20 protein-coding genes are annotated in these 23,474 nt (G+C 73.5%); 14 read left to right on the top strand and 6 right to left on the bottom strand.

Annotated elements, in window-relative coordinates:
* The first annotated feature begins 322 nt into the window (after positions 1 to 322).
* Genes K415_RS21755 through fdxA form a run of 9 tightly spaced genes read left to right on the top strand, consistent with a single transcriptional unit; the run spans position 323 to position 9,653 of the window.
* Entirely contained in the window at positions 323 to 2,110 is a 1,788-nt protein-coding gene (locus tag K415_RS21755) for a nitrite/sulfite reductase (protein ID WP_024287066.1), read from the top strand.
* The gene (locus tag K415_RS0110790) at positions 2,107 to 2,820 is read left to right on the top strand and encodes a phosphoadenylyl-sulfate reductase (RefSeq protein ID WP_024287065.1); all 714 of its coding nucleotides are present in this window, start codon (positions 2,107 to 2,109) and stop codon (positions 2,818 to 2,820) included. Before K415_RS21755 ends, K415_RS0110790 begins: the two co-directional genes overlap by 4 nt.
* Entirely contained in the window at positions 2,817 to 3,773 is a 957-nt protein-coding gene (gene cysD / locus K415_RS0110785) for a sulfate adenylyltransferase subunit CysD (protein WP_024287064.1), read from the top strand. The genes K415_RS0110790 and cysD overlap by 4 nt, the downstream gene beginning before the upstream one ends.
* Entirely contained in the window at positions 3,773 to 5,080 is a 1,308-nt protein-coding gene (locus K415_RS0110780) for a sulfate adenylyltransferase subunit 1 (protein ID WP_024287063.1), read from the top strand. The genes cysD and K415_RS0110780 overlap by 1 nt, the downstream gene beginning before the upstream one ends.
* Positions 5,081 to 5,125: 45 nt before the next feature.
* Positions 5,126 to 6,211: an ABC transporter substrate-binding protein gene (locus K415_RS0110775; protein WP_024287062.1), complete on the top strand. Its 1,086-nt coding sequence runs from the start codon at positions 5,126 to 5,128 to the stop codon at positions 6,209 to 6,211.
* Positions 6,212 to 6,213: 2 nt separating this feature from the next.
* Entirely contained in the window at positions 6,214 to 6,975 is a 762-nt protein-coding gene (locus K415_RS0110770; protein ID WP_024287061.1) for an ABC transporter ATP-binding protein, read from the top strand.
* The gene (locus K415_RS0110765) at positions 6,965 to 7,981 is read left to right on the top strand and encodes an ABC transporter permease (RefSeq protein WP_024287060.1); all 1,017 of its coding nucleotides are present in this window, start codon (positions 6,965 to 6,967) and stop codon (positions 7,979 to 7,981) included. The genes K415_RS0110770 and K415_RS0110765 overlap by 11 nt, the downstream gene beginning before the upstream one ends.
* A complete protein-coding gene (cobA, locus tag K415_RS0110760) occupies positions 7,978 to 9,321 on the top strand; it encodes a uroporphyrinogen-III C-methyltransferase (RefSeq protein ID WP_024287059.1) in 1,344 nt (447 codons plus the stop codon). Before K415_RS0110765 ends, cobA begins: the two co-directional genes overlap by 4 nt.
* On the top strand, positions 9,318 to 9,653 hold the full coding sequence (gene fdxA / locus K415_RS0110755; protein ID WP_024287058.1) for a ferredoxin: 336 nt from the start codon (positions 9,318 to 9,320) through the stop codon (positions 9,651 to 9,653). Before cobA ends, fdxA begins: the two co-directional genes overlap by 4 nt.
* 43 nt (positions 9,654 to 9,696) lie before the next feature.
* Here the strand turns inward: fdxA and K415_RS0110750 are convergent, their stop codons facing one another.
* Both K415_RS0110750 and K415_RS0110745 read right to left on the bottom strand, forming a co-directional pair.
* Complete coding sequence (locus K415_RS0110750) at positions 9,697 to 10,392, bottom strand: response regulator transcription factor (protein ID WP_024287057.1); 696 nt, start codon at positions 10,390 to 10,392, stop codon at positions 9,697 to 9,699.
* Positions 10,389 to 11,624, bottom strand: a complete 1,236-nt coding sequence (locus K415_RS0110745; RefSeq protein ID WP_024287056.1) for an ATP-binding protein — start codon at positions 11,622 to 11,624, stop codon at positions 10,389 to 10,391. Before K415_RS0110745 ends, K415_RS0110750 begins: the two co-directional genes overlap by 4 nt.
* Positions 11,625 to 11,788: 164 nt before the next feature.
* Here K415_RS0110745 and K415_RS0110740 point away from each other — a divergent pair, with 164 nt between their 5' ends.
* Both K415_RS0110740 and K415_RS24650 read left to right on the top strand, forming a co-directional pair.
* A complete protein-coding gene (locus K415_RS0110740) occupies positions 11,789 to 13,459 on the top strand; it encodes a PspC domain-containing protein (RefSeq protein ID WP_197024704.1) in 1,671 nt (556 codons plus the stop codon).
* Positions 13,456 to 13,971, top strand: coding sequence for a hypothetical protein (locus tag K415_RS24650; RefSeq protein ID WP_024287054.1), 516 nt, complete (start codon positions 13,456 to 13,458; stop codon positions 13,969 to 13,971). The genes K415_RS0110740 and K415_RS24650 overlap by 4 nt, the downstream gene beginning before the upstream one ends.
* Positions 13,972 to 14,176: 205 nt before the next feature.
* Here the strand turns inward: K415_RS24650 and K415_RS0110730 are convergent, their stop codons facing one another.
* On the bottom strand, positions 14,177 to 14,647 hold the full coding sequence (locus K415_RS0110730; protein ID WP_024287053.1) for a hypothetical protein: 471 nt from the start codon (positions 14,645 to 14,647) through the stop codon (positions 14,177 to 14,179).
* A 239-nt stretch (positions 14,648 to 14,886) separates the two neighbouring features.
* Positions 14,887 to 16,107, bottom strand: a complete 1,221-nt coding sequence (locus K415_RS0110725) for a glycosyltransferase family 4 protein (RefSeq protein WP_024287052.1) — start codon at positions 16,105 to 16,107, stop codon at positions 14,887 to 14,889.
* Between the two features lie 95 nt (positions 16,108 to 16,202).
* Between K415_RS0110725 and K415_RS0110720 the strand changes: the two genes are divergently transcribed.
* Positions 16,203 to 17,648 (top strand): GGDEF domain-containing protein, encoded by a 1,446-nt coding sequence (locus tag K415_RS0110720; RefSeq protein WP_024287051.1) that lies wholly within the window; start codon positions 16,203 to 16,205, stop codon positions 17,646 to 17,648.
* Between the two features lie 70 nt (positions 17,649 to 17,718).
* Here the strand turns inward: K415_RS0110720 and guaA are convergent, their stop codons facing one another.
* Complete coding sequence (guaA, locus tag K415_RS0110715; protein ID WP_024287050.1) at positions 17,719 to 19,311, bottom strand: glutamine-hydrolyzing GMP synthase; 1,593 nt, start codon at positions 19,309 to 19,311, stop codon at positions 17,719 to 17,721.
* 50 nt (positions 19,312 to 19,361) lie between these two features.
* The gene (locus K415_RS0110710; protein WP_081785219.1) at positions 19,362 to 19,697 is read right to left on the bottom strand and encodes a DUF3817 domain-containing protein; all 336 of its coding nucleotides are present in this window, start codon (positions 19,695 to 19,697) and stop codon (positions 19,362 to 19,364) included.
* Between the two features lie 169 nt (positions 19,698 to 19,866).
* On the opposite strand from K415_RS0110710, the gene K415_RS0110705 reads away from it, so the two are divergent.
* Both K415_RS0110705 and K415_RS0110700 read left to right on the top strand, forming a co-directional pair.
* Positions 19,867 to 21,744, top strand: a complete 1,878-nt coding sequence (locus K415_RS0110705) for an ABC transporter ATP-binding protein (protein WP_024287048.1) — start codon at positions 19,867 to 19,869, stop codon at positions 21,742 to 21,744.
* Positions 21,725 to 23,458, top strand: coding sequence for an ABC transporter ATP-binding protein (locus K415_RS0110700; RefSeq protein ID WP_024287047.1), 1,734 nt, complete (start codon positions 21,725 to 21,727; stop codon positions 23,456 to 23,458). Before K415_RS0110705 ends, K415_RS0110700 begins: the two co-directional genes overlap by 20 nt.
* Positions 23,459 to 23,474: the final 16 nt, after the last annotated feature.

Genomic DNA, 23,474 nt, shown 5'->3' with positions numbered 1-23,474 from the left:
GGACGGCAACCTAGCCTCGGGGCATGACCGGCCGACACAGCGCCCTGCGCGCCGCTGCCACGTGCACCTTCGGGCGCCCGGCGAGCTGTCGAATGACCGGCCGGCCGAGCACCCTGCGCGACGCCGCCCTGCGCCCGTCCGGGTGCGAGACGACCTGTTGTCGCTGACCGCCGTCTGACGCGGTCCCCCTCAGCCGTCGACGGCTGAGCCAGCACTCCACCTGCGCACAGCGCCACGCCCGACCCTCCCCGCCGCACACCTCCGGCAGGACGTCGCGGCGCCCTGGCGCGCGCTGTCGAGTCCGTGAGAACCCAGGAGCACGATGACTTCCGCCCGTCCCACCAGCACTGCGCCGCCCGCCGGCGCCGCCCGCCCCACCGGAACCACGCCGCCCGCCGGCACCGTGCGTCCCACCGACGGCGCGCGTCCTGCCCGCCCGGCGGCCCGCCCGCACGGCCAGTGGGCGGTCGACGGCCGCACGCCGCTGAACGCCAACGAGGAGATGAAGGCCGCGGGCAACGGCCTCGACGTCCGGCAACGCATCGAGCAGGTCTACGCGCACCGGGGGTTCGACTCGATCGACGACGCCGACCTGCACGGCCGCTTCCGCTGGTGGGGGCTCTACACCCAGCGCAAGCCCGGCATCGACGGCGGTCGGACGGCAACCCTCGAGCAGCACGAGATCGAGGACCGGTACTTCATGCTGCGGGTCCGGGTCGACGGCGGCGCGCTGACCACCGAGCAGCTGCGCACGATCGGCCGGATCTCCACCGAGCTCGCCCGGGGCACCGCGGACATCACCGACCGGCACAACATCCAGCTGCACTGGATCCGGATCGAGGACGTCCCGGAGATCTGGCGCCGCCTCGAGGCCGTCGGCCTGAGCACGACCGAAGCCTGCGGCGACGTCCCGCGGGTGATCCTCGGCAGCCCGGTCGCCGGGATCGCTGCCGACGAGATCATCGACCCGTCCTGGGCGATCGGCGAGATCGTCCGGCGCTACCTCGGCGACCCCGAGCTCGCGAACCTGCCCCGCAAGTACAAGACGGCCATCACGGGGCACCCGAGCCAGGACGTCGTCCACGAGATCAACGACGTGGCCTTCGTCGGCATGGTCCATCCCGAGCTGGGGCCGGGCTTCGACCTGTGGGTGGGCGGCGGGCTGAGCGTGGCCCCGCGCCTCGGCGAACGGCTGGGCGCGTTCGTCACCGAGGAGCAGGTCCCGCAGGTGTGGCTCGCGGTGACCGAGCTGTTCCGCGACTACGGGTACCGTCGACTGCGCAACAAGGCCCGGATGAAGTTCCTGCTCGCCGACTGGGGTCCGCAGCGCCTGCGCCAGGTCCTGCAGGACGAGTTCCTCGGCTACCCGCTGCCGGACGGGCCACCCGCCCCGCAGCCGACCCGCTCGGGGGACCACGTGGGTGTCCACGAGCAGAAGGACGGGCGGTTCTACGTGGGCGCCGCGCCGTACGTGGGCCGGGTCTCCGGTGCGGCCCTCCTGGCCGTCGCCGACCTGGCCGAGAGCGTCGGCTCGCGCCGCCTGCGCCTCACGCCGTACCAGAAGCTCCTCGTCCTGGACGTCCCGGCGGAGCACGTGCCCACGGTCGTCGCGGGTCTGCGCGAGCACGGCCTGGAGGCCGAGCCGAGCATCTTCCGCCGGTCGACCATCGCCTGCACCGGCCTGGAGTTCTGCAAGCTGGCGATCGTCGAGACGAAGGCGACGGCGGTGACCGCGATCGACACCCTCGAGGAACGGCTGGGCGACCTGGGCGACCTGACGCCGATCGGCCTGCACATCAACGGCTGCCCCAACTCCTGCGCCCGGATCCAGACCGCGGACATCGGCCTCAAGGGCCAGCTCGTCCAGGACGAGAACGGCGCGCAGGTCCCCGGCTACCAGGTCCACCTGGGTGGGGGCCTGGCCTCGCCCGACCGCGAGGAGCCCGGCCTGGGCCGGACGGTGCGCGGCCTGAAGGTGACTGTCGACGGCGTCCCCGAGTACGTCGAGCGGGTGGTCCGACGCTACGTCGCCGATCGCGTCGCCGGCCCGGCGGGGCCCGAGTCGTTCGCCGTCTGGGCGCACCGTGCCGACGAGGAGGCCCTCCAGTGAGCGCCGCGAGCCGGCCGCGACGCACGCCGGCCGAGCTCCGCGCCGTCGTGGCAGGCGCCGCGCCGGCCCTGAGCGAGGCGAGTGCCCCCGAGGTCGCCGCCTGGGCTGCCCGCGAGTTCGGCGACCTGCTCGCGGTGGCGTGCTCGATGGCCGACGCCGTCCTGCCGCACCTCGTCGCACAGGCGGCCCCGGGCGTCGACGTCCTGTTCCTGGAGACCGGGTACCACTTCCCGCAGACCCTCGAGACGCGACGACTGGTCGCCGAGCGGCTGCCGGTCCGGGTCGTCGACGTGCTGCCCCGGCTGACCGTGGCGGAGCAGGACGCGGAGCACGGGACGGACCTCTTCGCCCGGGACCCGGCGGCCTGCTGCCGGATGCGCAAGATGGAGCCGCTCGCCGAGCAGCTGGCCGGCTACGAGGCCTGGGTCACCGGGGTCCGCCGCGAGGAGGCGCCGACCCGGGCGACGACGCCGGTCGTCGGCTGGGACGAGGCGCACGGCCTGGTGAAGATCAACCCGCTGGCGGCGTGGACCTTCGACGAGCTGCTCGCCTACGCGTGGCAGAACGACGTCCCGCTCAACCCCCTGCTGACCGACGGGTACCCGTCGATCGGCTGCCTGCCCTGCACGGCCCGGGTCGCCCCGGGCGACGACCCCCGATCCGGCCGCTGGTCCGGACTCGCCAAGACCGAATGCGGGATCCACCGATGACCTCCACCGCAACAGCAGCGACGACCGGCGCCCGCCGGGACGACACACCGCCAGGGCGCCACCGGCTGACCCAGCTGCAGACCCTCGAGAGCGAGGCGATCCACATCTTCCGTGAGGTCGGCGCCGAGTTCGAGCGCCCGGTGCTGCTGTTCAGCGGCGGCAAGGACTCGGTCGTCATGCTGCACCTGGCCGTCAAGGCGTTCTGGCCGGCCCCCGTCCCCTTCCCGGTGCTGCACATCGACACCGGTCACAACTTTCCCGAGGTCCTGGCCTACCGGAACGCCACTGTCGCCCGGCTCGGCCTGCGGCTCGAGGTGGCCCGTGTGCAGGACTACCTCGACGACGGCCGCCAGCGTGAGCGTGCCGACGGGACCCGCAACCCGCTGCAGACCCTGCCGCTGCTCGACGCGATCGCTGCCCACCGGTTCGACGCCGTGTTCGGCGGCGGGCGCCGGGACGAGGAGAAGGCCCGCGCCAAGGAGCGCATCTACTCCCTGCGCGACGAGTTCGGGCAGTGGGACCCGCGCAACCAGCGGCCGGAGCTGTGGAACCTCTACAACGGGCGTCATGCGCCCGGGGAGCACGTCCGGGTGTTCCCGCTGAGCAACTGGACCGAGCTCGACATCTGGCGGTACGTCGCCGCCGAGCGGATCGAGCTGCCGGCCCTGTACTACGCCCACGAGCGAGCGGTCGTCCGGCGCGACGGCATGTGGCTCGCCGTCGGACCCTACTCCCGGCCCCGCGCGGACGAGGAGGTCACCACCCGGCGGGTGCGCTACCGGACGGTCGGCGACATGTCCTGCACGGGCGCCGTGGACAGCGACGCCACCAGGGTCGACGACGTCGTCGCCGAGGTCGCCGCGAGCCGCCTGACCGAGCGCGGAGCCACCCGGGCCGACGACCGCATCTCGGAGGCCGCCATGGAGGACCGCAAGAAGGAGGGGTACTTCTGATGGCGACGCTGCTGCGACTCGCCACGGCCGGGTCCGTCGACGACGGGAAGTCGACCCTCGTCGGGCGGCTCCTGTACGACTCCAGGTCCGTGCTCACCGATCAGCTCGACGACGTGGCCCGGGTCAGCCGGGACCGCGGCCTGGACCAGACCGACCTCGCACTGCTCACCGACGGCCTCCGCGCCGAGCGCGAGCAGGGCATCACGATCGACGTCGCCTACCGGTACTTCGCGACCGCCCGGCGCTCGTTCATCCTGGCGGACTGCCCCGGGCACGTGCAGTACACCCGCAACACCGTGACCGGCGCGAGCACCGCGGACGTCGTGGTCCTGCTCATCGACGCCCGCAAGGGGACGCTCGAGCAGACCCGTCGGCACCTGGCGGTCGCCTCGCTGCTGCGCGTGCCGCACGTGGTGGTCGCCGTGAACAAGATCGACCTGGTCGACTTCGACGAGCAGGTCTTCCGCCGCCTGTCCGCCGAGGTCGTGGCTGCCGCGACGGACCTCGGCCTGGCCGACGTGCGCACGATCCCGGTCTCGGCTCTCGCCGGGGACAACGTCGTGGATCGCTCCGCCCGGACACCCTGGTACGACGGTCCGAGCCTGCTCGAGCTCCTCGAGGAGATCCCGGCCGCCGGAGACCCTGCCACCGAGGACTTCCGGCTGCCGGTGCAGGTCGTCCTGCGCCCGCAGGCCGCCGCACCCGACGCACGGCTGCGTGACTACCGCGGCTACGCCGGGCAGATCGCCGCGGGCATCGTCACGGTCGGCGACCGGGTCGTCGCACTGCCGTCGGGGCGCACCAGCACGGTCCAGGGCATCGACACGGCCGACGGCGAGCTCGAGCAGGCGTTCGCCCCGCAGTCGGTGACCCTGCGCCTTGCGGACGACATCGACATCGCGCGCGGCGACCTCATCGCCGCGGCCGACGATGCGCCGGCACCGACCCAGGATCTCCGGGCCACGATCTGCTGGCTCTCCGACCGCGTCCTGCTGCCTGGCGCCCGGGTGCTGGTCAAGCACACCACCCGCACCGTGCAGGCGGTCGTGCGCGACGTCGTCGGTCGCCTGGACCTGGACTCGGCCACGATCGGCCCGGCCGAGCAGCTCGGGCTCAACGACATCGGCCAGGTGCGCCTGCGGCTCGCGGCCCCGATCGCGGCCGAGGAGTACGTGGTGTCGCGCCGGACCGGGGCCTTCCTGCTGATCGACCCGCACGACGGCGCGACGCTCGCGGCCGGCATGGTCGGCGAGCCGCTGGCCGAGGCGCGATGTCCCGGGCAGCGGCCCGCCCAGTACGTCATCTGAGGCGTGCCCCCGTCCGCCCCCACCTCGTCCCGGAATGAGACCGCCATGTCCTTCACGACCCGCACCACACGTCCGCCGGCGCTCGCTGCCGGCACGGCCCTGCTCGCGCTCACGCTGGCTGCGTGCGCGCCCGCCGCCGGCGCGGGACCCGAGGCGGCGGGCCCGCCCGCCGAGCTGCGCCTCGGCTACTTCGCCAACGTCACGCACGCGCCGGCGCTCGTCGGGGTCAGCGAGGGCATCTTCGAGGCCCGCCTCGAGGCGGCCGGCACACCCACCCTGAGCACCCAGGTGTTCAACGCCGGGCCGGCCGCGATCGAGGCCCTGAACGCGGGTGCGATCGACGCGACGTTCATCGGCCCGAACCCCGCGGTCAACGGCTTCATCCAGTCCGACGGCGATGCGCTGCGCATCGTCGCGGGCACGACGTCCGGCGGCGCCCAGCTCGTCGTGCAGCCCGGGATCGCCTCAGCCCAGGACCTCGTCGGGGCCAACCTCGCGACCCCGCAGCTCGGCAACACCCAGGACGTCGCGCTGCGCTCGTGGCTGACCTCCCAGGGGCTCACGAGCCCGATCAGCGGCGGCGGAGACGTCACGATCACCCCGACCGAGAACGCACAGACGCTCCAGCTCTTCACCGACGGCGAGCTCGACGGCGCGTGGCTGCCCGAGCCGTGGGCCTCGCGGCTCGTGGTCGACGCGGGCGCGCAGGTGCTCGTCGACGAGAAGGACCTGTGGCCGGACGGCCAGTTCGTCACGACCCACCTGATCGTCTCGCGCGAGTTCCTCGCCGAGCACCCCGAGACCGTCGAGGCACTGCTCGAGGGTCTGCAGGACTCGATCGCGCGGCTCGAGGTCGACCCGGCCGGTGCGGCGGCCGTGGTCAACGCCCAGCTCGAGGTCGCGGGCGGCGCGGCGTTGTCCGACGAGGTGCTGGCCCGGGCCTTCGGCAGCCTCACCTTCTCGACGGACCCGCTGGCGGGCACCCTCGGGACGGTGCTGGCGAACGCGGTCGCCGCGGGCACGACGACCGCGGCCTCGATCGAGGGCATCTACGACCTGCGACTGCTCAACGTTCTGCGCGTGGCGTCCGGTGCGAGCCCCGTCTCCGCCGCCGGTCTCGGCCAGGAGTGACAATGCCCGTACCCGCGCCCACCGCCGCACCCGCTGTCCGGGTCGACGCCGTGACCAAGAGGTTCTCGCCGACCGGCATCCCCGTCCTGGACGGGATCGACCTCACGATCCAGCCCGGCGAGTTCGTGTGCCTGCTGGGGGCGTCAGGGTGTGGCAAGTCCACCCTGCTGTCGATCCTCGCGGGCCTGCAGCCTGCGACATCGGGCTCGGTCGAGGTCGCGGGCGAGGGTGCCGCCCTGATGTTCCAGGAGCCCGCACTGCTCCCGTGGCTCACGGCCTCGCGCAACGTCGAGCTCGCGCTGCGGTTCAACGGCGTCCCCCGGGCACAGCGCGCGTCGCGGGCCGGCGAGCTGCTCGACCTCGTGCACCTGGGCGGCGCGGGCGACAAGCGGGTGCACGAGCTCTCGGGCGGGATGCGCCAGCGCGTCGCCCTCGCCCGCTCGCTCGCCCAGGAGCGCGACGTGCTGCTCATGGACGAGCCGTTCGCGGCGCTCGACGCGATCACCCGCGACCTCCTGCACGACGAGCTCGAACGGGTCTGGAAGCAGACCGGCCGGACGATCGTGTTCATCACCCACAACGTGCGCGAGGCCGTCCGCCTGGGCCAGCGGGTGCTGCTCATGTCGAGCCGACCCGGTCGGATCGTGCGGGAGTGGGCCGTCGACGTCAGTGGGGAGCGCCGGATCGAGGCACCCGAGGTCGCCGCCCTCGCCATCGAGATCACCGACCACCTGCGCAGGGAGATCCGCCGCCATGCTGCCTGAGACCAGCTCCGGGACTGTCGCGGTCGACGCCACCGGGGCGACAGCTCCCACCGACCCGACCCGACCTGCGCCCGACCCGACCCGAGAGCCCGACCCGACCCGCGAGCCCGACCCGACCCGCGAGCCCGACCCGACCCGCGAGCCCGACCCGACCCGCGAGCTCGAGGCCGGGCTCGACGCGCTGCAGACCGAGTCGGGCCCGCAGGTCCGGCGGCTCCGGCGCGCGGTGTCGGCAGCCTGGCCGCCGGGCCTCGCGCTCCTGCTCCTGCTGGCCGCGTGGGAGGGCTATGTCCGGCTCAGCCTCCGACCGCGCTACGTCGTGCCCGGCCCGACGGACGTCGTGGACGCGCTCACCTCGCTGTGGGCGAAGGGCGACGCACAGACGGCTCTCCTGACCAGCCTCGAGCGTGGGCTGGTCGGCTTCGTCGTGGCCGTCGCGATCGCCACGCCGATCGGCGTCGTCGTGGCCCGGGTGCGGTGGGTCCGGGCGTCCTTCGGTCCGCTGATCTCCGGGCTGCAGGTGCTCCCCTCCGTCGCGTGGGTACCCGCGGCGATCATCTGGTTCCGGCTCTCGGACGCGACCGTCTACTTCGTCATCCTGATGGGCGCGGTGCCGTCGATCATCAACGGCCTCGTCGCCGGCGTCGACCAGGTACCGCCGCTCTTCCGGCAGGTGGGTCGCGTCCTGGGCGCGAGCCCGTGGGAGCAGGTGCGGCACGTCGTGCTGCCCGCCGCGCTCCCGGGCTACCTCGCCGGGCTGCGTCAGGGCTGGGCGTTCTCGTGGCGCTCCCTCATGGCTGCGGAGATCATCGCCGTGGGCGGCAGGATCGGCTTCGGCCTCGGCTCGCTCCTGCAGCAGGGTCGCGAGCTGAGCGACATGACGACGGTGATCGCCGCGATCCTGCTCATCCTCGTGGTCGGCATCGCGGTCGAGCTCGCCGTGTTCGCACCGCTCGAGCGTGGCCTCCTGCGCCGTCGCGGACTGACCGCCGAGACGGCCCGATGACCACGCCAGGCTCCACGGCGGCGCTCCCCACCTTCCCCGTGACCCTCCGGGTCGCGGGACGACGCGTGCTCGTGGTCGGCGGGGGGGTCGTCGCCACCCGTCGCGCCCGAGGGCTGATCGACGCGGGCGCCCGGGTCGACGTCGTCGCGCCGGCCGTGACCGCCGAGCTCGCGGCCCAGGTCACCGAGCTCGCGCTCCTGGCCACCACCGAACCGACCCGGCCCACCGGGGCGTTGACCTGGCAGGCGCGTGGCTACGCGGCCGGCGACCTGGACGGTGCGTGGCTCGTCGTCACCGCGACCGGGGACGCGCGCGTCGACGACCGGGTCGCGGCCGACGCGGACGCCGCTCGGGTCTGGTGCGTCATGGCCGGCGACGCCGACGGCGCGACCGCGTGGACCCCCGCGGTCGGCCGGGTCGCCGACGTGCTCGTCGCGGTGAACGCCGGCCGGGACCCCCGCCGGGCGACCGCCCTGCGCGACGGGATCGTGGCGGCGATCGCGGCCGGCGACCTGCCGATGCGGCGCCACCGACGACCGCCGGGGCAGCTCGGCTCGGTGGCCCTCGTCGGCGGCGGCCCGGGCGACCCCGGACTCATCACGACGCGCGGGCGACGCCTGCTCGCCGAGGCGGACGTCGTCGTGGTCGATCGGCTCGCACCCCGCGCCCTGCTCGACGACCTGCCCGCCGACGTCCTGGTGATCGACGTCGGCAAGTCACCGGGCGACCACCCGGTGCCGCAGGACCAGATCAACGCCGCGCTCGTCGAGCACGCGCTCGCCGGCAACCGGGTCGTCCGGCTCAAGGGCGGCGACCCGTCGGTGTTCGGGCGCGGCACCGAGGAGGCCGCAGCCTGCGAGGCCCTCGGCATCCCGGTCGAGGTCGTCCCGGGGGTCACGAGCGCGATCTCCGTACCCAGCGCCTTCGGGATCCCAGTGACGAGTCGCGGTCTGTCCCGCGGGTTCACCGTGATCACCGGGCACGCCCAGATCGCCGCGGTCCCGCCGAGCCCCGACCACACGGTCGTCATGCTGATGGGTGTCGCGCGCCTCGCCGCGACCGCCGCCGAGCTGATCGCGGCCGGCCGTGACCCGGCCACCCCCGTCGCCGTGCTCGAGGACGGCTACGGACCTCGTCAGCGCGCGACCGTCGGGACCCTCGCGACGATCGGCGACCGCGCCGCCGCGGCCGGCGTCCAGCCACCCGCCGTGACGGTGGTCGGCGACGTCGTCCGGCTCAGCCCCGCCTGGCGCGCGGCCTTCCCCGGCGCAGCCCAGCCCGACGACGCAGCCCAGCCCGACGACGCAGCCCTGCCCCTGAGCCAGGAGATCCCCGCATGACCTATGTGATCGCTCAGCCGTGCGTCGACGTCAAGGACAAGGCCTGCATCGAGGAGTGTCCGGTCGACTGCATCTACGAGGGCAAGCGCTCGCTGTACATCCACCCCGACGAGTGCGTCGACTGCGGGGCGTGCGAGCCGGTGTGCCCCGTCGAGGCGATCTACTACGAGGACGACGTCCCCGAGCAGTGGAGCGAGTACTACAAGGCCAACGTGGAGTTCTTCGCCGACCTCGGCTCCCCCGGCGGCGCGGCGCAGACCGGCCCGATCGCCACCGACCACCCGATCATCGCCGCGCTGCCGCTCCAGGTCAGGACGGCGGACGACGGCTGACCGCGGCATCCCAGGTGTTCCACCGCGACCGTCGACCGGGCGCTCAGAGCAGCCGGCGGGCCGCCGCCCAGCGGGTCAGCTCGTGCCGCGAGGAGAGCTGGAGCTTGCGCAGGACCGCCGAGACGTGGGTCTCGACCGTCTTGATCGAGATGAACAGCTCGGAGGCGACCTCGCGGTAGCTGTACCCGCGCGCGATCAGCCGCATGACCTCGCGCTCCCGCGCCGAGAGCCGGTCCAGCTCGTCGTCCCCGGTCGCGATGTCACCGGCCGCCGTCCCGAACGCGTCGAGCACGAAGCCCGCGAGCCGCGGGGAGAAGACCGCGTCCCCGCCCGCGACGCGGCGCACGGCGTCGGACAGGTCAGGACCGGTGATCGCCTTCGTCACATAGCCGCGTGCCCCCGCGCGGATCACCGCGACGACGTCCTCCGCGGCGTCGGAGACCGACAGGGCGAGGAACTTCGTCGTCGCGAGCAGGTCGGCACAGGCCGTGATGACCTCGGCACCGCCGCCGCCCATCCCGCCGGGCAGGTGGACGTCGAGCACCACGACCGGCGGCTGCAGCGCGCGCACGAGCGTGATCGCCGCATCGACGTCGTCCGCCTCACCGATGACGTGGATGGACGCGTCGAGCGAGGCCCGCACCCCCGCCCGGAACATCAGGTGGTCGTCGACGAGCACGACGTCGACGCCGCGGCTCTCGGCACTCGCGGCGCTGCCGGCACTGACGGCACTGCTCATCGTGGTCCCTCTCCCTCGGTGGTCGGCACGCACAGGTACACCTCGGTACCGCGGTCCGCGCGGCTGCGCACCGTCGCGGTGCCGCCGCGACGCCGCAGCCGACCGATGATCGACTCTCGCACGCCGAAGCGGTCCGCCGGAACAGCCGCCAGGTCGAACCCGTCCCCGCGGTCACGGACGAACACCTCGATCTGGTCCGCGCCGACCTCGAGGTACAACGAGACCGGCGGACGCCCGTGGACGACGGCGTTGACCAGTGCCTCACGCGTCGCCTGCAGCAGGGCCTCGGTGCCGGCATGGGGCTCGCAGTCGCCGACGACGACCGTCTCGACAGCCGCACCGCGGCCGTCCTCGACCTCGGCGACGACGCGCCGCAGACCGGCCGCCAAGGAGGTGTCCGGCGTCGTGCGGTCGTCGTAGAGCCACTCGCGCAGCTCGCGCTCCTGAGCGCGGGCCAGGCGCGCGACGTCGTCCGGCTGATCCGCGCGGGAGCGGATCAGGGCGAGGGTCTGCAGCACGGAGTCGTGCAGGTGAGCGGCGATGTCCGCGCGCTCCGACTCGCGCGCGCGGGCGGCCCGCTCGTCCCCGAGCTCGCGCACCAGGCGCAGCCACCACGGGGCCAGGACCAGCGCGGCGCCGACGAGCACGGCGACGGCGGCGGCGGCGGAGCGGAGCAGGACGTCGAACGGCTCGTTCTGACCCACCAGGAGGAACAGACCGAGGCCGGCGAGCACCGTGCCGCCGGTCAGACGCAGGACGCTGACCGGTGTCCTGCCGCCCGCGTGCAGCAGGAACCGGCCACGCTGGACCGCGTCCAGCTGGCTCCACGCGAGCGCGGTGCCGAGCAGGACGATGAGCGTCGGGACGACCCAGGTGTAGTCGATCGACACCCCGGCCCGGACGGCGATCAGCAGCCCGGCGCCGACGAGCAGCACGAGCCCGATCCCGATGTCCGTCAACGGGATGCGCCGGCCGGGCTCGCGCAGTCTCGGGGCCAGCCTGCTCAGCGCCGCCGGACGCTCCTGCACTGCTGCCTCGACCGGGTCACCGACGGGCACCGTGACCCAGAACCAGACGTAGAGCAACGCCCCGACGCCGGCCCACGGCACCATCAGGACCATGATCAGACGGACCAGTGCGACCGGCACCCCCAGGTGCGCGGCGAGGCCCACGCACACACCACCGATCAGGCGGCCGCGGGGCGGACGCCGCAACGGCAGTCGCGCGGTCATGGTCACCAGAGCATCGTCACACGTCGGGAGGACCATGGGGTCGCCCCGGACGACGTTCAGGGCATACTCCGGGGTCGCCTCAGGGGCGACAGGCCCGCGGATCAGGGTTTGATCAGGGCGGGCCCCGATACCGTCGCCGCCGGGCGGGCACCAGCATGGGTGACATGAACGAGACCCCCCTCCCGCCCCAGGACCCGACAGCCGGCGAGCCGCCCGCCGCGGGCGGACCCCGCGCAGGCGACCAGCCCCACCCGGCTCAGCCGTTCGCCCAGCAGCCGTATCCCCAGCAGCCGTACGCCCAACAGCAGTACCCCCAGCAGCCGTATCCCCGGCCGCAGCGCGCCGGTGCGGACTCGTTCTTCGACGGGATCCGTCGCAGCGGCATCGTGCGCTCGGACGAACGCTGGATCGGCGGCGTCGCCGGCGGTGTCGCCCTGCGCCTCGGGATCGACCCGCTGGTCGTCCGCGGGCTCTTCGGCGTCAGCGTGCTCCTCGGTGGCCTCGGCCTGATCCTCTACGGGATCGGCTGGCTGCTGCTGCCCGAGCAGCGCGACGGCCGGATCCACCTCCAGCAGCTCCTCCGCGGGGACTTCGACGTCGCCGTCCTCGGCGGCTTCGCGGTCTTCGTGATCGGCGTCTCCTTCCCCGGCACCTGGTTCCCGGGCAGCTGGATGAGTGACCGGGGCTCCGGCTGGTTCAGCGGCCTGCTCTGGACCACAGCCGTCGTCGTCGTGATCGCCCTGATCGTCTCCGCGAGCAGGAACCGGACCGGCGGTCCGGGCGGTGGCCACGGGCCGACCACGACCCTCTACCCCGGCGCACAGCCGCCCTCCGGCGCGGGCCCCGCGCCCACCTCGACCTACCCGGGACAGCCCTTCGCCGCCCCGACCACTGCCGCGGCAGCTCCCCCGCGCCGACCGGAAGGACCGACGACCACGATGCCCCCGACCACCCCGTACCCGACCGGCGGACAGCCGGGCACCGGGCCTCGCACGTACCCCGCCGGCGGGTACCCGAGTGCGACGCACGCGACGCCCACCCCGAGCACCGGAGCGCACGGCGGGTACTCAGCGCCGTACGCCCAGGGGCCCTACGGCCAGGCACCGTACGGCCAGGCACCGTACGTCCAGACACCGCCTCGGGGCGTTCCCGTGACCACCCTGCCTCGCCCGGCTGCGCGCCGTGGGCCTGGTGCCGGCGCGGTCGGGATCGTGGTCGCCCTGAGCCTGATGACGCTCGCGACGCTGCTCTACCTCGACCGGACCGGCCGGTTCGACGGCCCCGTCCTGCTCACTGCCGGAGCGGTCTCCCTCGTGCTCCTGGGGATCGGGATCATCGTCGCCGGGCTGCGGGGACGGACCAGCGGCGGGTTCGGCGGCCTGGCCGTCGTCGCGCTGATCGTCCTCATCCCGCTGGCATCGCTGGAGTACGCGGACTGGGACGGCCACTGGCGCAGCGGGACCACGTTCGGCGAGATGGACCGCACCCCGACCGACGTCGCGACAGCCGAGGAGGGCTACTCGCTGGGCGCCGGCGACGCGCGCATCGACCTGACCGAGCTCCCGCTCGGCGGTCCGGCCATCGAGGTACCGGTCAACGTCGGTGCCGGTGAGGTCACGATCGTGCTGCCGGAGGACGGCGCCTACACGGCAGACATCAGCGTGTCCGCGGGCGAGGTCGTCTGGCTCGGCGACACCATCACCTCCGGGATGCCGGGGAACCAGGGCACGGAGCCCTACGAGTCCGATGCCGTCCACGACGGCGCGAGCCCCGACCTGAAGCTCGACATCACCGTCGGGTTCGGGACCGTCACGGTTGTGGAGGAGGGGCGATGAGCGACGAGACCACCGGGCCGATCGAGGCGCCGGAGCCGGTGCGTGCGCCGACGCCGTCCGGGACGACGGAGCGCATCACGCGCCACCTCAGGAACGACGAGCAGCCCACGACGACGGAGGACGCCATGACCACCATGGACCCTGGCAGCAGTGCAGCCACCGACAGCACAGCGACGACGGACAGCACAGCGACGACCGAGCTGCCCGTCAGCCCACCGGTCGCCACCGACCGACCCGCCACCGCGCGATCGGGTGGTGACGACGCCACCGGCGCCTGGTCGGCGACGACGGCGAGCGCGGCGCCACCGGTGGACCAGCTCGCCCGCAACGGCCTGCGGGTCGGGACGGTCGTCTGGGGCCTGGTGATCGCCGCCGTCGGGATCGGCCTGCTGGCGGTGGCCGGCGGAGTCGTCTTCGACGTCGAGCTGGCCCTGATCGGTCTGGTCGGGGCCGCGGGCCTCGCCCTGCTGGTCGGCTCGCTGGCGACCGGGATGCGTCGCCGCAACCGCTGAGCCACCTGCCGGTGCGGCCGTGTCGCGGTGCTCGGGCCGGAGGGGCCAGGGCGCCGCGGCAGGTCCGCACGGCAGGCCCGCACGGAGGGACACGAACGGCGGCCGCACCGGCAGGAGGTCCTGCTGGTGCGGCCGCCGTGTCCTCGGCTGTGCGTGGCTGCCGGGGGATGGTGGCAGCGGCGCGCTCCGGGCGAACCCGGAGAGGTCAGGCCGTCGTCGCCACCGGGGTGGCCGTGACGACCGTGCCGGTCGGGACGACCTTGCGCAGCGCCCAGCCGATCAGGATGAACAGCACACCCATGCCGACCGCGAAGGCCGCGACACCGAAGGCGATCACCGAGGTGAAGAGCGAGGCACGGAGGAACGAGCCGTTCATGACGGTCGCGCGGACCGGGTCCTCGCGGTCGAGCTCGGCGTAGGTCTTGCCGTCCGAGGCCTCGAGGGCGTGGGTGTTGATGATGTCGGCCTGGTAGTAGGCGTCGAGCGGGCCGTTGACGGTCTTGCCGGCGAACATCGCGGCGTCGTCGGCCACGGTGATGTTCTCAGCGACCAGCTGGGTGCGGACCATGGCCCAGGTCGCGGAACCGGCGAGGATCAGGACGATGCCCGCGAGGATGGCGATCAGGCCGACGATGCGAACGGACCTGCCGTTGGCGGAGGAGACAGTGGTGGACATGGTGCGATCCCTTCCCAGGAACTGACGTCAAGGGTTCCGAGCCGGTAGCGCCGGTCCGGGAGCTCTCGTCTGAGCTCATAGTGTGAGGATGCCAGGTTAGGCTGACCTTGCGTGTGGGCCCATGGTCCGGGGGCCCTAGGTCCTTGATTTCTTCCGGGAGTCACGGCGGGGCGGACCGGGTCAAATCCCCTGATCCCGGGCCACTACGACCCAGCATGTCGGCGAGATCGGGACCTCCGTCAGTTGCCGGAACTGCTTCTCAGGTCCCGGGCGCGTCCGTACTCGAGCTCGGCCGCAACGAGCGCGTTGGCCCAGTCGAACACCGGCGGATGGGTTCGGGCGCTGCCCAGCAGGGACGCGAGCAGCGCCGGATCGGTTGCCAGGCGCACGATCGCGCGGGCCATGCCGGCATCGTCGTCGACGAGCAGGCCGTCGACGCCGTCGGTCACGAACTCCTCGATGCCGGTCCCCCGCCGCGCGACCACCACGAGCCCGGCGGTCCGCGCCTCGAGCGCGGCGATGCCGAACGCCTCGAGGACGGCGGGCGCCAGGAAGACCTCGGCGTCGGCGTACGCGGCGCGCACCTGGTCCCGCGGGAGCCGCCCACGCAGCGTGACCACGTCGCTCAGCCCGCGGCGCGCGATCCGTCGTTCCATCGTCGTGCGCGCCGGCCCGTCACCCAGGACGTCCAGCGCCAGGGCGCCGGGCTGGAGCTGCGTCATCGCGTCCTCGACGATGCCGATCAACGCCGGGCCACGTTTGCGCGGGGCCAGCCGCATGGTCGCGACGCAGCGCAGCTGCGTACCGGCGTGACCGTCCAGGCCCGCCGGCCCGGTGGCCAGGTCCGGATCCCCGGCCGCGTCCGCCGCACGGGGCATCGGGACCCGCCCGACCGGCGGGTCCGGCCGGGCCTGCGGGGCCCATCGCTCCAGGTCCATCCCGTTGGGCATCACGTGGACGGGCGCGTCGAAGACCGCAGCCACGCGCGCCGCGGCCGCATGGCTCACTGCCGAGAGCGCGATCGGAGCCGACGCCCAACGCGACGCGCGCACCACTCGGCGCAGCGCCGGGACGGTGCCGTCGAGCATGCAGTGCCAGGTGATCGCGACCGGCGTCCCGTGCGCGACAGCGATCCGCGCCCCGTCGTAGGCGAACGGCGAGAGCACGCCGGCATGGACGTGCACGACATCGGGCCGCAGGTCAGCGAGCAGCGACCGGACCATCGGTGGTGCGGCCGGGTTGACCGGGAGGGCGAAGGGCATCCGGGTGCCCAACCGGTGCACCTGCACGCCGTCGTCGTCCTGCACGGCACCGCCGCGCTCGCCGCCGAGCCCCGCCGTCGCGGTCAGGACGTGCACCTCGTGGCCGGCGGCGACCTGCGCGCGTGCGAGGTCACGGACCTGGGACTCGATACCCCCGGTACGCGGCGGGTAGCAGTCCGAGACGTGGAAGATGCGCACCCGGCCAGGCTAGCCGTCGTCCGGGCCCCACCCGTCGGCCGCACCGCGCCCCGAGAGCGCCTCAGGGATTCTCTCCACACGCCGATAGAACAGGTATGACGCGGTGGGCCCGACAGGGCGCGAACTCGGCACTCCTGTGTGCCGTCCTCATCCTGGTGCCCGCGCACCTGCTCACCGACGGGCTCACGCGCGATCTCGTGTCCTCGGTCGCCGCCGTGCTGCCGATCGTCGTCCTGTGCACGGCGCTCGCCCGGCACCGGCTGGGCAACCCCCACCCGTGGCGGTTCGTGCTGGCCGGGCTGCTCATCCTCTGGGTCTACAGCGTGCAGTGGATGATCATGGTTCACGGCCTGGGCAGACCGCCCACAGGCCCGATCATCGCGTTCGCCATGCCGACCGGGTACCTGCTCTTCCTCATCGGCGCGGTCATGCTCGCGTACCGGCCGTCGCGCCGCAACGTCGGCGTGACCGTCGACTCGACGATCTTCACGATGAGCGCGGCCTTCCTGCTCTGGGCGATGCTGCTCGGTCCCTATCTCGAGCGGCTCGCCCTGCCGACCGCCACCCGGATGCGGACGATGGCCGCCGTCGTCCTGCTCAGCGCGACGGCCGGGGCGCTGAGCAGCGTCCTGTCCGCGGCCCGAGCACGCAACCCGTCCTTGGAGTACCTGCTCGTCGCCGTGGCGTCGAGCATCGTCGGCAGCGTCGCGCGGGAGCTCACGAGCTCGCCCTCGCATCCCGAGGGCGCCTGGTGGGTGGCCCCGTTCTGGATCATCGCGTTCTGCGGCGTCGGGGCAGCGGCCCTGCACCCGAGCGCGGCGACCCTGGTCGCGACGACCGCAGGACCCAGCAACCGGATCACGCCGGTCAAGCTCGTGTGCCTCGGAACCGCCCTGGGCATCGGACCCGTGATCGCCCTCACGCAGCACCTCGTGGGCGTGCCGGTCGACGGGGTGCTGGTCGGCGTCGGCAGCCTCGTCCTGATCCCCCTCGTGCTGGCGCGCATCTCGCAGCTCGCCCGGCTGTACGCCGCGGCGGAGCAGCGGCTCGAGCACCTGGCCGGGCACGACGAGCTCACCGGTCTGCCCAACCGACGGACCCTCGACGCCCATGTGGCGGACGCCCTCGAGCGGATGAACCGCGGCGAGACGGCGGGGGTCGTGGCCATCTTCTGCGACCTCGACTGCTTCAAGGAGATCAACGACGCGTACGGGCACCACACGGGTGACGAGCTGCTCGCCGATGTCGCCCGACGGCTTCGCTCATCCGTGCGTCCCGGCGACCTGGTGGCCCGGTTCGGCGGGGACGAGTTCGTCCTCGTGGTCGAGGGCGATCCTGCCGTGACGGGACCCGCGGCGGCGCTGCGGATCGAGCAGGCCCTCGCCGAGCCGGTGCGCTTCGGTGACGTGTCGGTGCCGGTCCGGATGAGCATCGGCGTCGCAGCGGCGCACCCGGGGGACCGGATCAGCGCCGATCAGCTGCTGACGGCCGCCGACACCACCATGTACTCCGACAAGCGCCAGCGGACACCGACCCGCTGACAGCGGTGCTCGCCCGGTCGGCCCGTGCGCCGCGTGACGCCGGCTCGCCGTACGCCTCCCGCTCGCCGCGTCACTCCCACTCGATGGTGCCCGGCGGCTTGCTCGTCACGTCGAGGGTCACCCGGTTGATCTCCGGCACCTCGTTGGTGATCCGGGTGGAGATCTTCGCCAGCACGTCGTAGGGCACCCGCGTCCAGTCGGCCGTCATCGCGTCCTCCGAGCTCACCGGCCGCAGCACGACGGGATGGCCGTAGGTGCGGCCGTCGCCCTGGACGCCGACCGACCAGACATCGGCGAGCAGCACGACCGGGCACTGCCAGATCTGCCGGTCCAGACCGGCGCGGCTCAGCTCCGCGCGCGCGATCGCGTCGGCCGAACGCAGCACGGCGAGCCGCTCGGCGGTGACCGCCCCGATGATCCGGATGCCCAGCCCGGGACCCGGGAACGGCTGACGCCACACGATGGCGTCCGGCAGCCCCAGCTCGAGACCGACGGCGCGCACCTCGTCCTTGAACAGCGCCCGCAACGGCTCGACGAGCTCGAACTGCAGGTCGTCCGGCAGGCCGCCGACGTTGTGGTGCGACTTGATGTTCGCGGCACCCTCGCCCCCACCGGACTCGACCACGTCCGGGTAGAGCGTGCCCTGCACGAGGAAGCGCACCTCCTCGCCGTGCGCGCCGCTCTCCTGGACGACCTCACGGGCCGCGGCCTCGAAGACACGGATGAACTCCCGGCCGATGATCTTGCGCTTGGTCTCCGGGTCCGTGACGTCGGCGAGCGCGGTCAGGAAGCGCTCGCGCGCGTCCACGACCTTGAGCTGGACGCCGGTCGCCGCGACGAAGTCGGTCTCGACCTGCTCCGCCTCGCCCTGGCGCAGCAGGCCGTGGTCGACGAAGACGCAGGTCAGCTGCTCGCCGACGGCGCGCTGCACGAGGGCTGCCGCGACGGCCGAGTCGACGCCGCCGGAGAGCCCGCAGATGATGCGCGCACCGCCGACCTGCGCCCGGATCGCCTCGACCTGCTCGGCGATCACGCTGCCCGCCGTCCAGGTCGGCCGAAGACCGGCGCCCCGGAACAGGAAGTTCTCCAGCGCGTGCTGGCCGAGCGGCGAGTGCTTGACCTCGGGGTGCCACTGCATGCCGAACAGTCGGCGGTCCCGGTCCTCGAAGGCCGCGACCGGCGACCCGGCCGAGGTGGCCAGCACGGTGAACCCTTCGGGCGCCGCGTGCACGGCGTCGCCGTGGCTCATCCAGACCGACTGCGCGGTGGGCGAGCCGGTGAGCAGGACCCCCGGCTCGCGGACGTCCACATGCGTGCCGCCGTACTCGCGGACGCCGGTCTCGGCCACCGTCCCGCCCAGGGCGCGGGCCATCGCCTGGAAGCCGTAGCAGATGCCCAGCACGGGCACCCCAGCGGCGAACAACGCTGCGTCCACGGCCGGCGCGCCCGGCGCGTACACGCTCGCCGGCCCACCGGAGAGGATCACCGCGGACGGCTTCCTGGCCATGATCTGCTCGACCGACCACGTGTGCGGCACGATCTCGGAGTAGACCCGCGCCTCACGCACGCGGCGCGCGATCAGCTGCGCGTACTGGGCGCCGAGGTCGACGACGATGACGGGGCCGGCGGGGCCGATGACGGGCTGCGGCTGGGAGTCGGTCACGGCACGAGTCTAGTGAGGCTCTCGACGGCCGGGCCCGTGGTGTCCATCCGTCAGCCGCGGCCACCGTCGCGCGCCGACGCCGCAGCCGAGCGCACCGGGTGCCCGGCGGAGATCTGCGCCTCGCCCTCGACGTGCACGCGCCGCTCGACGACGAAGGACATCACCGGCACGACACCGCCGAGCACCATCGCGGCCAGCCGACCGAGACGCCACCGCATCGTCGACCAGAGGTCGATCACGGTGACGAGGTAGACCACGTAGATCCACCCGTGCGCGAACGGGATCCACTCGATCCAGCGGAGCACGCCCGACCCGGGCCGCAGGCCGTACCTGACGGCCATCTCCAGGCACAGGACGAGCAGCATCCCACCCGTGACCCAGGCCATCACGCGGTAGCGCTGCAGCGCACCGGCCGCCTTGGTCGTCCAGCTCTTGTCAGCCACGTCGAGCCTCCTGTGTCGTGGTGCGACCGCGTGGCCGCACCCTCGTGCCGGCCCATCCTCCCGCACAAAACAGGTCGTCCGGTGTCGGTCCGCACCCGTACCGTTGCCCCTCGTGCGTCCCCTGCCGCAACCCCATCCCGGCGTCCCTCCGCTGACGTCTGCGCCGGCCTACCTGCTGTGGGTCGCGCGGTGCCAGGGCTGGCTGATGCTCGGCAGCGCCGCGACGGGGATCGTCACGGCCGTGACGCAGGCCGCCATGCCCTACCTGCTCGGTCGGCTGGTCGACGACGGCCTCGCGCAGGGCCTCTCGCGCACGCTGCTGACGGGCTGCCTGCTCCTGCTCGCCGCCGGCCTCGTCCAGGCCGGTGCCAACGTCCTGGGGCACCGGCTCGACGTGGAGAGCTGGCTGCGAGCGGCCTTCCGCACCTCCCAGCTCGTCGGGTACCACGTGAGCCGGACCGGGGACGCCGTCACCGCGGAGCTGCCGACCGGCGAGGTCGTCTCCACCGTGGCGTCCGACTCGCTGCGCGTCGGCGAGGTCTTCTTCGTCGCCGCGCGCTTCGTCGGCGGGGTCGTGGCCTACGTCGTCGTGGCGTTCCTGCTGCTGGACAGCTCGGTGACGCTCGGGGTGGCCGTGCTGGTCGGCCTGCCGCTCGTCGCGGGCATCCTCGCGTTGCTGGTCAAGCCGCTGCAGCGCCGTCAGGCCGCCCAGCGCGAGGCCTCCGGTCGCCTGACGACGCTCGGCGCGGACACGGTCTCCGGGCTGCGCATCCTGCGCGGGATCGGCGGCGAGGACGTCTTCGTCGCGCGCTACCGCGAGCAGTCGCAGACGGTGCGGCACGCCGGGGTGCGGGTCGCGCAGACCCAGTCCCTGCTCGACGCCCTGCAGACCCTGCTGCCCGGACTGTTCCTCGCGGCCGTCGTCTGGTTCGGCGCGCGGCTCGCCATCGTCGGTGAGATCTCCCCCGGGCAGCTGGTCACGTTCTACGGGTACGCGGCGTTCCTGACCGAGCCGCTGACCGCTGCGACGCAGGCCGTGCAGGTCGTCTCGCGCGCCCTCGTGGGGGTGCGCAAGATCCTGCGCGTGCTGCGCGTGCCCATCACCGGGGCCGACCGTGACCCGCTCAACCCGGCGCACGTCGACGGCGCGATGGAGCGGGCCCTGCGCCGTCCCACCGTCCCGTCCGGCGCCGATCTCGTCGACGAGGTCACCGGGCTGGTCGTCCGGTCCGGGCAGGTGACCGCTCTGGTCAGTGCGGACCCGGACGAGACGGCGCACATCGCGACCCGGATCGGGCTGCTCGGCGGCGAGCACGCCGACGCCGCCGATCGCGTGCGGCTCGGCGGGGTGCCGCTCGGTGAGCTCGGCCTGGCCGAGGTGCGGCGCCGCATCGTCGTCGCGGAGTCCACCCCGCAGCTGTTCACCGGGGTGCTGCGGGACGAGCTCGCGGTGCGCGACCGCGCCGGCACCGACGCGCTGATGCGCGCGCTCGACGTCGCCGACGCCGCTGACGTGCTCGACTCGCTGCCCGGCGGGCTCGAGGGTGAGGTCGCCGAGAAGGGCAGGTCGTTCTCGGGTGGCCAGCGCCAGCGGGTCGCCCTGGCGCGTGCCCTGCTGACCGAGCCGGAGATCCTCGTGCTCGTCGAGCCGACCAGTGCCGTGGACGCGCACACCGAGGCGCGGATCGCCCTGCGACTGGCCGCCGCACGGGCCGGACGCACGACAGTGATCGTCACCGCGAGCCCGCTGGTCCTCGACCGGGTCGACGAGGTCGTCCTGGTCGACGGCGGCGTCGTGCAGGCCCGCGGCACGCACCGGAGCCTGCTCGACAGCGGCGACGCGAGCGCAGCCCGGTACCGGGCCGTCGTGAGCCGGGCGGCGGCAGACAGCACCGAGAGCACCGCGAGCACAGCCAGCACCGAAGGGGCCGACAGGGCCGACGCACCGCGCGAACGAGAGGAGGACCTCCATGAAGCTGCCCATCGCTGACGGCGCCACGCTGCGCACCCACACCGGGCGGCTGCTGCGTCGGCACCGACGAGGGTTCGGCCAGGTCCTCGCCCTGCACACGCTCGCCGCGACCGCCGGCCTGGCCGGTCCGTGGCTGCTTGGTCGCATGGTCGACGCCGTGGCCCAGGGCACCACGACGTCGTTCGTCGACCAGGCGGTGGTCTTCCTGGTGGTCGCCGTGCTCGCGCAGACCGTGCTGATCCGCTACGCCCAGCGGTCCGCCATGATCCTGGGCGAGTCGATCTTCGCCGAGCTGCGCGAGCAGTTCATCGAGACAGTCACCCGGCTGCCGCTCTCGACGGTCGAGCGCGCCGGCACCGGCGACCTCGTCGGTCGCACGACCAACGACATCGACCGGGTGCAGCACAGCGTGCGCTTCGGCATCCCCCGGATCCTCGTGACCACCGCGACGATCGCGCTCACCCTGGTCGCCGCCTTCGCGGTCAGCAGCCTCGTGGCGATCGGCATGCTCGTCGGCGTCCCGCTCCTGGTGGGCACGACGCGCTGGTACCTCAAGCGCGCCCCGGCCGGCTACCTGCGCGAGTCGGCCGCCTACGCAGCGCTCAACGGCACCATCACGGAGTCGGTCGAGGGCGCCCGGACGGTCGACGCCCTGGGCCTCGGCCTGCGCCGCCGCGAGCGCATCGACGCGGACCTCCGCGAGGCCTTCGCGGCCGAGACGTACACGCTGCGCCTGCGGAGCATCCTGTTCCCCGGCGTCGACCTGTCGTTCGTCCTGCCGATCATCGGCGTCGTCGCCTGGGGCGCGTACCTGATCTCCACCGGCGACGTCACGATCGGTGCGGTCACGACGATCGCCCTGTACGCCGTCCAGGTGGTCCACCCGATCGGCGAGCTGATCTTCTGGCTCGACGAGATCCAGGTGGGCGCGACCTCGCTCGCACGGATCATCGGCATCGAGTCGGTCCCACCGGACCGCGAGGTCGGCGACGTCCTGCCGACCGACGAGCACGTCGTCGCGACCGACGTGCGGTACGCCTACCGCGAGGGTCACGACGTCCTGCACTCGGTGGGCCTCGACCTCCGGGTGGGCGAGCGTCTCGCCGTCGTCGGACCCTCGGGGGCCGGCAAGTCGACCCTCGGGCGCATGCTCGCGGGCATCCACCCGCCGACCGGCGGCCAGGTGACGGTCGGCGGCGTCCCGCTCGTCGACCTGCCGCTCGAGGCGCTGCGCGGGCACGTCGCCCTGGTCACCCAGGAGCACCACGTCTTCGTCGGGACGATCGAGCAGAACCTGCGTCTGGCCAAGAGCGCGGCCGACGACGACGAGCTCCGGCGCGCGCTGGCAGCGGTGGACGCGTGGGACTGGGTCGAGGCGCTGCCGGACGGGCTGGCGACCGAGGTCGGCTCGGGCGGCCTGAACCTGAGCCCGGCGCAGGCCCAGCAGATCGCGCTCGCCCGCCTGGTCCTGCTCGACCCGCACACGCTGGTCCTGGACGAGGCGACCTCGTTGCTCGACCCGCGCGCGGCCCGGCACCTCGAGCGGTCGCTGTCCGCGGTGCTCACCGGGCGCACCGTGGTGGCCATCGCGCACCGGCTGCACACCGCGCACGACGCCGACCGGGTGGCTGTGGTCGACGGCGGACGGATCACCGAGATCGGTTCGCACGACGAGCTCGTCGCGGCCGGCGGGGACTACGCCGACCTCTGGCGTTCCTGGCAGCGCGAGTAGCTGTCGGCCTGGCCGA

Origin of the sequence: Cellulomonas sp. KRMCY2 (assembly GCF_000526515.1) — a bacterium.
GTDB lineage: Bacteria > Actinomycetota > Actinomycetes > Actinomycetales > Cellulomonadaceae > Actinotalea.
Note: the sequence above shows the minus strand (reverse complement) of the source record. Positions and strands in the feature narration are given on the sequence as shown.